The following is a 9,590-nucleotide window of genomic DNA, read 5'->3' on the forward strand; positions in this document are numbered from 1 at the left end:
GTACACCCGGTACACCCGGTATACCGGGCACAGGCCGGGCCGCTCGCCGGGGAACGTCAGTCCCGGACGCTCCAGCCGCTCGCCCGCAGCGCCTTGGTCAGCCGCTTCACCGCCGTCGGCGCGACCGACAGCTGGACGAAGCCGACCTGCTGCCCGGTCGAGTGCTCGATGACGACGTCCTCGATGTTGACCCCGGCGTCGCCGACCTCCCCGAACAGCCGGCCCAGCTCGCCCGGCTGGTCGCCCAGCACAACCGCCACGGTCTCGTACCGGGTGGGCGGCGCCCCGTGCTTGCCGGGGATCCGGGCCTGACCGGTGTTGCCGCGCCGCATGACGGCCACGATCCCGGCCGCTCCGGCCTGGCGCTCGTCCTCCTCGACGGCTTCCATGGCGCGCAGCGCGGTGACCGTCTCGGCGAGGTCGCGGGCGACCCCCTCCAGGACGTCGGCGACCGCGCCCGCGTTGGCGGAGAGGATGTCGACCCACATGCCGGGGTTGGAGGCGGCGATCCTGGTGACGTCGCGCACGCCCTGACCGGACAGCCTTATGGCGGTCTCGTCGGCGTTCTCCAGCCGGGCCGCGACCAGCGAGGAGACCAACTGCGGGGCGTGCGAGACCAGGGCGACCGCCCGGTCGTGCTCGGCGGCGTCCATCACGATCGGCACCGCGCCGCAGAGCGCGACCAGCTCCAGCGCGGCGTTGAGCGTCTCGGTGTCGGTGTCCGCGGTCGGGGTGAGCACCCAGGGGCGGCCCTCGAAGATGTCGGCGCGGGCGGCCAGCGGGCCGGACCTCTCACGGCCGGCCATAGGGTGACTACCGATGTAGTGGACGGTGTCGCAGCCGAGCTCGGCGATCTCGCCGCTCGGGCCGGCCTTCACACTGGCGACGTCGGTGTACCAGTGCGCCAGGTTGCGGCGCTGGCAGTCGGCGAGCACCTTGCCGACCAGCGCGGGCGGGACGGCGATGATCGCCAGGTCCACCGGGCCGTCGACCGGGTCGGTGATGCCCGCGCCGAGCGACTCGGCGGTACGGGCCGCGTCCGGGTCGGCGTCCTCCAGATGGACGGTCAGCCCGCGAGCGGTCAGCGCGAGCGCGGCGGAGGTGCCGATCAGTCCGGTGCCGACGACGACGGCAGTGCGCATGGCGGGTCGCTCTCCTCATCACGAATCTCGACAGGTGCCGGGACCGTTCGGGAGCACCCGCGCCCCATCCTCCCTCATCCACCCCGCCGAAGTCCCCACCCACTGCCCGGCAACCCGCACGGCAGCCCCGGCAGCTTCCGGCACCGGCAACCGCCACGGACCCGCCCCCGTCCCACACAGTGCGCACGTCGGACCCGGAAATCCTGCGACGCCCGCCCCGAAGCGGGGCAGACTGGCCGCCCGGAGAAAGGCACGGGCCGCACGGAACCTGGGCAACGCAGAAGAAACGCGGACCGGCAGCAGAACAGTTCAGGACAGTCAGGACAGCAAGCAGAGGCGAACAGGGCAGGCATGCGGGCGAGCCGGAGGCCCGCACGGCCAACGAGCATCGCAGGACGAACACCGCACAACGAACGCCACACAACGAACGCCGCACGACGAGCACCGCACCGCCGACGCCACGCGGCGGGGGAACACCTCGGGGAACACGCGAACGAAGGGGTTGCGCATGGACGATCAGCACAACGGCCGGAGCGGGCAGTCGAAACCGCCGGCCGTACCGGCCCACCCGTCGGCCCTGGACTCCGTCGTGGTGTACGCCGAAGGCGCGGTGTGCCGCCGACGGGCCACCGTCCCGGTCCCGCCCGGGGGACGGTTGCGGCTGACCGGTCTGCCCGCCGCCCTGGACGGCCGCTCGCTGCGCGCCCGGGTGCTCTCCGGACCAGCCGGCACCGCCGTCACCGAGGCCCGGCTCGAACTGCTCGCCGAACTCCGCGAGCCGGATGAACTCCCGGACCTGAAGCGGGCGCTGGACGAGGCCACCGAGCGCCGCAGCGCGCTCGCCGAGCGCCACCGGCTGGTCCTGGCCTCGATCGCCGAGACCGCCGCACTGCGCGCCGTCCCGCCGCAGCGCCGACGTGACGAGCCGCTGCGCCGCACGCCCGCCGACGCGTGGCTGGAGCTCGCCGACTTCGTCGACGAGCGGCTGGCCCGGCTCCAGGAGCGCGCCGAGCAGCTCACCCGGGAGCTGGAACTCGCCGATCACGAGCTCGACTTGGCTGCCGACCGGCTGGAACGGGCGTCCACCGCCGACCGGGCCGAGCCGATCGGCACCAGCACCACCGTCCTGCTCACTCTCACCGCTCCCGGCACCGCCCCCGGCGCCACGGCGGGCACCGCCGCCCTCACCACCCCCGGCACCACCGAGGACACCGCCCCCGGCGGTGACCACCTCGACCTGGAACTGGAGTACGGCGTCCCCGCCGCCCGCTGGGTGCCCGCCTACCGGTTGTCCTACCGGACCGGCTCCGACACCGCCCACCTGGTCCTGCGCGCCGCCGTCGCCCAGCGCACCGGCGAGGACTGGACGGGCGTGCGCCTCGCCCTGTCCACCGCCGACCTCGACCGCCGCACCGACCTGCCCCGGCTCGCCTCGCTGCGGATCGGACGCAGCCAGCCCGCCCCGCCGCCCTCCGGTTGGCGCGAGCCCCCGGCCGGCCTGACCGACCTCTTCACCGGCTACGACGCGGCCGACGCCGACCGCCCCGCCCCGCACCACCGACCCCACCGCACCGCATCCCGCCCGATCGTCACCCCCGCCCCGACGCCCGTCTCCGCCGCCCCTGCCGCCCGCTCGGCCCGTCTCGGCGGCGCACGTCCGGGCGGTCCCCGGGCCGAGGCCTTCGGGGCCGACGAGCAGATCGCCCCCGCGGCCGGCCCGTACGGCGGCGGCCTGCTGAGCGCCGACGAGCCGATGCCCCCGCCCCCGGGCGGTCCTGGTGGCTTCGCCGGCTACGGCGCCCCGCCGCCGCTCCTGTCCCCGGCCCCGGTCGCGGCCTACGCATCGCCGCCGCAGGCTCCGGGCGGCCTCCCGCCCGGGGAGGCCCGCCGCCGCGTCGGCCACGCCGCCCCACCGCCGCCTCCGCCCGGCCTCGCCCCGGACGCCACTCTGCTCGACTACCCCGACCTCGTCCTGGCCGGCCCGGAGGAGCCCCCCGCCCGGCGCGGCACCCTGCACGCCCGCCCCGAACGGATCGAGCGCGAGGAGCAGGCCTGGCCCCTGCCCGACGGCAGCGGTACCACGCAGCTGCGCACCCTCGCCCTGCCCCGGCACGCCGTCCCGCCCCGGGAGTCCGCCGGCTCCTTCGACCACCGCTTCGACGCCGCCGCCCCCGCCGACATCCCGTCCGACGGCACCTGGCACACCGTCACCGTCGGCGAGATCCCCCTCGCCGTCCGACCCGAGTACGTCACCGTCCCCGCCGTCGAGGAGAAGGTGTACGCGACCCTGGTGCTCGCCAACCGCACCGACCAGGCCGTCCTGGCCGGCCCGGCCGAGGTCACCGTGGACGACGAGTTCCTGCTCACCGCCGCGCTGCCCACCCTGGCGCCCGGCGGTACCCGGCGGCTGGGCATCGGCGTCGCCGAGAGCATCGAGGTGGCGCGCCGCACCGAGCTGCACGAGTCCACCACCGGCATGCTGAAGGGCAACAGCACCGTCCTCGACCACCGGGTGCACGTCCGGCTGGCGAACCGGCTCGCACGCGCCGTCACGGTGGAGATCCGCGAGCGGGTGCCGGTCACCTCCGACGCCGAGATCCGGATCGAGGAGCGGGCCGACTGGCACGCCCCGACCGTCTCCGCACCGGACTGCCCGCCCAGCACCCGGCTCTGGCGCGTCGACCTGCCGCCGGGCGGGCGCACCGAGCTGGACGGCGGCTACCTGATCAAGATCCCGGCCGGAAAGGCCATCGTCGGCGGAAACCGGAGGAACTGAGCGATGACCGTCGAGACCCTTCCCCTCCCCGTCACCGCCGTGACCTGCCTGGAGGACCGCAGCCAGGTAGAGCGCACCACGACGGTCGGGCTCGCCGCAGGCGTGCAGCGGCTGCGCCTCGGCCCGCTCACCGCCCTCGCCGTCGACCGCACCCTGCGCGCCGAATCCGCCACCGACGGCGTCCGGGTGCTGGACGCCCGGCTGGTGCGCGACTGGACCCCGCGCGCCCCGCTGCCGCCCGGCCCGGAGGACTCCGAACTGCGCCACCGGCTGCACCGGCTGGACGCCGAGACGCGGCTGGCCGACCAGACCCGGGCCCGGTTGGAGGCCCGCCTGGCACTGCTCGCCCAGCTCTCCGCCGACCTGCTGCGCGAGATCGGCGAAGGCGCCGGCCTCGGCGAGCTCGAACCCAACCGCTGGGCCCGCGAGCTCGGCCGGGTGGACACCGAACGCGAGCGCTACGGCGAGGACCTGCGCGCCACCCACTCCCGGCTGCGCCGCCTGGAGCAGGAACGCTCACAGGCCCTGACCGCTCTGGACCAGGCGGAGGAGGACCCGGCCGAGCTGACCGCCCACCTGGAGCTCACCGTCGAGGCGGCGCGGCCCGGCCCCGCCGAACTGACCGTCTCCCACCTGGTGCCCTGTGCGCTGTGGCGACCCTCCTACCGGGCGACCCTGGCCGGCGCCGACCTGCGCCTGGAGTCGGAGGCGGTGGTCTGGCAGCGCACCAACGAGGACTGGACGAACGCCCGGCTCACCTTCTCCACCGCTCGCTCCGCCCTCGCCACCGCCCCGCCCGCGGTCGCCGAGGACGTCCTGGTGCTGCGCGAGCGCACCGACGAGGAGCGCCGCACGGTCGAGGTCGAGCTGCGCGAGGAAGCGGTCGCCACCCTGGGCGCGGACTCCCGGGTTCCGGGCGTGGACGACGGCGGCGAGGTCCGGGTGCTGCCCGCCCCCGCTCCCGCGACCGTGCCCTCCGACGGCCGCGCCCACCGGGTGCCGCTGGGCGCCTTCACCGGGCTGGCGAGCAGCGAGTACGCCTGCGCCCCGGAACTGTCCCCGCTGGTCACCCAGGTGGTCCGGTTCCGCAACACGGCCGGGCACCCGCTGCTGTCCGGCCCGGTCGAACTGGTCCGCGGCAGCGGCTTCACCGGCCGCGGCGAGCTCCGCTTCACCGCCGCCGGCGCCGAGGCCGAACTGTCCTTCGGCAGCTCGGACGGCTACCGGGTGGTCCGGGAGACCGAGGAGCGCCAGGCCACCGCCGGCCTCACCGGCCGCCAGACCACCACCCGGACGGTCCGACTGCACCTGTCCCGCTTCTCCGGCCCGGAGGAGCGCGACGAGCGGATCGTCACGGTGCGCGAGCGGGTTCCGGTCAGCGAGGTGTCCGCGGTCGAGGTACGGCTGCGCAAGGAGGAGTGCGCCCCGGCGCCGGATTCCTTCGACACCGAGGGCATCGTCCGCTGGGACGTCCCGCTCGCCCCGGGCGCCCGGCGCACCCTCACCCTGGTGTACGAGGTGTCCGCGTCCGCCAAGGTGGCCGGACTCTGACCGCTGCGGTCGGCACGGCGGACACCGCCGTGCCGATGACGGCCGCTCAGGACCAAACCGGAGACAACGGGTAGAAAAGGAAGCATGATCCTCCACCTTGCTCCCCTGGACGACTGGCTGGCCGACCCCGGCCGCCCGTACGCCACCGCGTCGCTGCTCACCGACGGGTTCATCCACTGCTCGGCGGACGAGCAGACGGCGCTCGCGGTGGCCAACGCCTTCTTCGCCGACACCCCCGAACCGCTGATGGTGCTGCTGATCGAGGAATCGCTGGTGGAGCCGATGGTGAAGTGGGAGGCCCCGAACGGCGCCCCGCCACCAGGGGCCACCCCCGGTGTGCTGTTCCCGCACATCTACGGGCGGCTGAACCGCACCGCCGTGGTCGGCCTGGAGAAGGTCGAGCGCGGCCCGGACGGCCGCTGGGCCGCGCTCAGCCCCTGGAGCTGACGGGGCACGACCGGGGAAAGTTATGACAATTCCCGGGGTTCACGCGAGTCTCGGGGTTCACGCCGCTCTGGGGTTCACGCGAATCCTGGGGTTCACGCGGTTCCGAGGAGCCGGCAGCTCCCACGCTCCCCGCCGTTGCCGCGGAACACAAGGAACACATGGAGCACGCAGAGCACGCGAAATGTCATAACAATGCGGATGGCCACGACTCCACGGACCGTCGCGCCGTCACGACACCAAGAATTGTCACAACATTCCCTACAGCCACCCCCGCTCCCTGGCCGCCATCCCGGCCTGGAAGCGGGTGGTGGCGCCCAGCGAGCGCATCAGGCTCTGGAGGCGGCGCTGGGTGGTCCGGGCGCTCCAGCCGAGCGAACGGGCGATCGACTCGTCGGTGAGCCCGGCCGCCAGCAGGCCCAGCAGCTTGCGGTGGTCGGCCTCCGGTCCCGACGCACCGTCCTCCGAACCGGCCTCCGCCCGCAACCGCACGGCCCGCTCCCACTCCGCCTCGAACAGCGTGTCCAGCGCCTGGAGCAGCGCCGAGGGGTGGATCACGTACGCGGCGTCCAGCACGCTGTCGCCGACGCTGATCGGGATGATGGCCATCCGGTCGTCCGAGATGATCATCTTCATCGGCAGCGCCGGCCGGACCCGCGCCTCCTCGCCGTCCTCGACCCCGGCCAGGATGTTCTTCTCCAGCCGCCCCGGCCAGGCCACCGCCTCCCGGTCGTAGATCGTCCGGAACTTCACGCCCTCGCGCAGCCGCCGCCGCTGCAGGGGCATCGGCGCCACCGGGTCCTGGATGTACGGCGGACGGTCGAAGCCGCGCACCTGGTACTGGCTGGTCTCGGTGATGTGCTCCAGCCGCTGGGCGATCGCCTCGCCGCCCGTCAGCACCTCCACCGAGTGCGCCGGGTCGGTGTACCGCGAGGCCTCCCGGAAGGCGTCCATCAGCCGGTGCATCTCGGCCCGGGCGTAGCGGAGCTCCGACTCCCGATGCCCGATCAGCGTGCCGATCGCGACGTCCGGCGGGACCGGCAGGTAGCGGTGCCGGTCCACCGGCGCCCGGGTGGCCATGCCCTGCTGTGCCAACCGGTCCAGTGCGCGCACGCTCTGCTGGAACGTCAGCCCGCAGCTCTCCGCCAGCTCCTCCGCCGTGGACTGCGGGTTGGCCACCAGTGCCGCGTAGACCTGCCCGTCCGGCTCCGCCAATCCCAGCGCGCCGAGGGCCTGTCCGCCGGCCCGTCCCAGTGCTGCATCGGACACGACGCCCTCTCCCCCTGCTCGCCCGTTCCCGTTGGCTCGTTCCCGCCCCGACCCGCGCGCCCCGTGCTGGCGCAGTCCCGCCACACCGCGGCGTGGTGCGCTGGTGGCCATCCTCGGCCACGGATCATGACGCTGACAAGGCCGTGACCAGCGGTTGCGTCCCGGCTCACACCACTCGTCCGAAACGTGGACGTCCGCAGCGCCCGCCCGCACACACCCCACACGTGGACACCCGCACATCGACACCCGCGCGCCCCGGCCCGGCATCCCCCGGGAACGCCGGAGCCCCCGGCCGCAGCACGTGCGGCCGGGGGCTCCGGCAGAGCGGACGGGGACGGGCCTACAGGCCGACCTCGCGCATCAGCTGACCGACCTCCGGGTTGGTCAGGCGGCGCAGCCAGCCCGACTTCTGGTCGCCCAGGGCGATCGGGCCGAAGTGGGTGCGCACCAGCTTCTCGACCGGGAAGCCGGCCTCGGCCAGCATCCGGCGGACGATGTGCTTGCGACCCTCGTGCAGGGTCACCTCGACCAGGTAGTTCTTGCCGACGTTGGAGATCACCTTGAAGCTGTCGGCACGGGCGTAGCCGTCCTCCAGCTCCACGCCCTTGGCGAGCTGCTTGCCCAGGTCGCGCGGGATCGGGCCCTGGATGGCGGCCAGGTAGGTCTTGGTCACGCCGTAGCGCGGGTGGGTGAGGCGGTGGGCCAGCTCGCCGTGGTTGGTGAGCAGGATGATGCCCTCGGTCTCGGTGTCCAGCCGGCCGACGTGGAACAGCCGGGTCTCCCGGTTGGTCACGTAGTCGCCCAGGCACTGGCGGCCGTCCGGGTCCTCCATGGTGGAGACCACGCCGGCCGGCTTGTTCAGCGCGAAGAACAGGTAGGACTGGGTGGCGACGGTCAGGCCGTCCACCTTGATCTCGTCGTTCTGCGGGTCGACGCGCTTGCCCTGCTCGGTGACGCGCTTGCCGTTGACCTCGACCCGGCCCTGCTCGATCAGCTCCTCGCAGGCGCGGCGGCTGCCGACGCCGGCCCGGGCCAGCACCTTCTGCAGGCGCTCGCCCTCGGGCTCGCCGAAGGTCTTGGGGAGCTTGACGGCCGGCTTGTCGTGCCGGGCGAGGACGGCGTCCTCGATCTTGGCCTGCAGCTCGCGCGAGCGCTGCGGCTGGCGGCGCGGGTCGCCCGGGGCGGGCTGGCCCTCACGGCGCGGGCGCGGGGCCGGGCCGGGGCGCCGTCCGGTGTAGCCGCCGCGGGCCGGGGTGGCGTTGGGGCCGCCGCCGTACTCGGGGCGGTCGTACTTGCGCTCCTCGGGCCGCAGCGGGCGATCCGGGTAGCGGCGGTCGTCACGCCGGTCGTCCCGGCGGCCCTCGCGCCGGTCGTCACGACCGTACGAGCCGCCGCGCGAGCCCGACCCCGAAGCGGAGCCGCCCCGGCCACCGCCGCCGTACGAGCCCGACCCCGAGCCGGAGCCGGAGCCGCCGCGGCCACCGCCGCCGTACGAACCTCCGCGCGCGCCCGAACCCCCGCGCGCGCCCGAGCCGCCGCTGCTGCTGCCGCCGCCGTAGGAGCTGCCGCCCCGGCCCCCGCCCTGCCCGCCGCGACCGCTCCCGCCGCCGCTGCTGTTCCTGCCGTTGCCACTGCTACGCATCAAAGTGTCCGTACGTCGTTCCGTCTGGGATGTGCGGTCGTTTCGGCCGACCTCACCGCCCCCTACCGATCGGGCCCGGCCCGATCGGCCTCGCCACTGCCGTCCGCGGCCTGCGCGGCAGCGGCGGCGACCGCCTCCGCGATCATCGTGCCCTCCAGGGACTCCGCTTCCACGTCGTCGACCTCGGGCAGGAAGGGAGCAAGCTCCGGCAGCTCGTCCAGGCCGCGGAGCCCCATCCGTTCCAGGAAGTAGTTCGTCGTCCGATACAGGATCGCACCTGTTTCGGGCTCGGATCCGGCCTCTTCCACCAGTCCTCGCTGTACCAGGGTACGCATCACGCCGTCACAGTTCACACCGCGGACGGCGGAAACCCGCGATCTGGACACCGGCTGCCGGTAGGCGACCACCGCCAGGGTCTCCAGCGCGGCCTGGCTGAGCCGGGCCTGCTGGCCGTCCAGGAGGAAGCGGTCGACGGCCGCGGAACAGGTGTCCCGGCTGTAGAACCGCCAGCCGCCCGCGACCAGCCGCAGGTCGAAACCGCGGCCCTGGGCCGTGTACTCGACGGACAGCTCCCGCAGCGCGGCCGCCACCTCGGCCCGGGACCGCTCCAGCACCCCTGCCAGCCGCTCCTCCGCCACCGGCTCGTCGACGACCATCAGGACGGCTTCCAGCTCGGCCCTCAGCCCGGCGTCGGCGGCCCCCTCGGCACCGGAAGTCGGCTGGGCCGACTTCTGACGCACGAGACGGGCCTCCGCCACCGCCCCAC

7 protein-coding genes are annotated in these 9,590 nt (G+C 74.5%); 3 read left to right on the plus strand and 4 right to left on the minus strand.

Features of this window, described 5'->3' with window-relative positions; genetic code table 11:
• Nucleotides 1–56: 56 nt before the first annotated feature.
• Entirely contained in the window at nt 57–1,142 is a 1,086-nt protein-coding gene (locus tag ACIQOV_RS12905) for a prephenate dehydrogenase (protein ID WP_401048048.1), read from the minus strand.
• Nucleotides 1,143–1,650: 508 nt separating this feature from the next.
• On the opposite strand from ACIQOV_RS12905, the gene ACIQOV_RS12910 reads away from it, so the two are divergent.
• The 3 genes from ACIQOV_RS12910 (at nt 1,651) to ACIQOV_RS12920 (ending at nt 5,916) form a co-directional block, all read left to right on the plus strand.
• A complete protein-coding gene (locus ACIQOV_RS12910; RefSeq protein ID WP_401048050.1) occupies nt 1,651–3,918 on the plus strand; it encodes a DUF4139 domain-containing protein in 2,268 nt (755 codons plus the stop codon).
• Nucleotides 3,919–3,921: 3 nt separating this feature from the next.
• Complete coding sequence (locus ACIQOV_RS12915; RefSeq protein ID WP_401048052.1) at nt 3,922–5,469, plus strand: mucoidy inhibitor MuiA family protein; 1,548 nt, start codon at nt 3,922–3,924, stop codon at nt 5,467–5,469.
• Between the two features lie 84 nt (nt 5,470–5,553).
• Entirely contained in the window at nt 5,554–5,916 is a 363-nt protein-coding gene (locus ACIQOV_RS12920; RefSeq protein WP_359899209.1) for a DUF952 domain-containing protein, read from the plus strand.
• A 258-nt stretch (nt 5,917–6,174) separates the two neighbouring features.
• Here ACIQOV_RS12920 and ACIQOV_RS12925 read toward each other — a convergent pair whose 3' ends face one another.
• From ACIQOV_RS12925 to ACIQOV_RS12935, 3 genes are all read right to left on the minus strand, one after another.
• Nucleotides 6,175–7,182: a helix-turn-helix domain-containing protein gene (locus ACIQOV_RS12925; protein ID WP_401048054.1), complete on the minus strand. Its 1,008-nt coding sequence runs from the start codon at nt 7,180–7,182 to the stop codon at nt 6,175–6,177.
• A 340-nt stretch (nt 7,183–7,522) separates the two neighbouring features.
• On the minus strand, nt 7,523–8,824 hold the full coding sequence (locus ACIQOV_RS12930) for a pseudouridine synthase (RefSeq protein WP_401048056.1): 1,302 nt from the start codon (nt 8,822–8,824) through the stop codon (nt 7,523–7,525).
• Between the two features lie 62 nt (nt 8,825–8,886).
• Nucleotides 8,887–9,480 carry an SMC-Scp complex subunit ScpB gene (locus tag ACIQOV_RS12935; RefSeq protein WP_380633423.1) on the minus strand — a complete coding sequence of 198 codons (594 nt, stop codon included), beginning with the start codon at nt 9,478–9,480 and terminating at the stop codon, nt 8,887–8,889.
• Between the last annotated feature and the right edge of the window lie 110 nt (nt 9,481–9,590).

This window comes from Kitasatospora sp. NPDC091257, from assembly GCF_044757675.1.
Taxonomy (GTDB): Bacteria; Actinomycetota; Actinomycetes; order Streptomycetales; family Streptomycetaceae; genus Kitasatospora; species Kitasatospora lactacystinica.

Bases quoted from the DNA above. Each gene is read 5' to 3' on its own strand.
- ACIQOV_RS12905 (WP_401048048.1), bottom strand. From the start codon at position 1,142: ATGCGCACTGCCGTCGTCGTCGGCACCGGACTGATCGGCACCTCCGCC.
- ACIQOV_RS12915 (WP_401048052.1), top strand. From the start codon at position 3,922: ATGACCGTCGAGACCCTTCCCCTCCCCGTCACCGCCGTGACCTGCCTG.
- ACIQOV_RS12910 (WP_401048050.1), top strand. From the start codon at position 1,651: ATGGACGATCAGCACAACGGCCGGAGCGGGCAGTCGAAACCGCCGGCC.
- ACIQOV_RS12920 (WP_359899209.1), top strand. From the start codon at position 5,554: ATGATCCTCCACCTTGCTCCCCTGGACGACTGGCTGGCCGACCCCGGC.
- ACIQOV_RS12935 (WP_380633423.1), bottom strand. From the start codon at position 9,480: ATGGTCGTCGACGAGCCGGTGGCGGAGGAGCGGCTGGCAGGGGTGCTG.
- ACIQOV_RS12930 (WP_401048056.1), bottom strand. From the start codon at position 8,824: ATGCGTAGCAGTGGCAACGGCAGGAACAGCAGCGGCGGCGGGAGCGGT.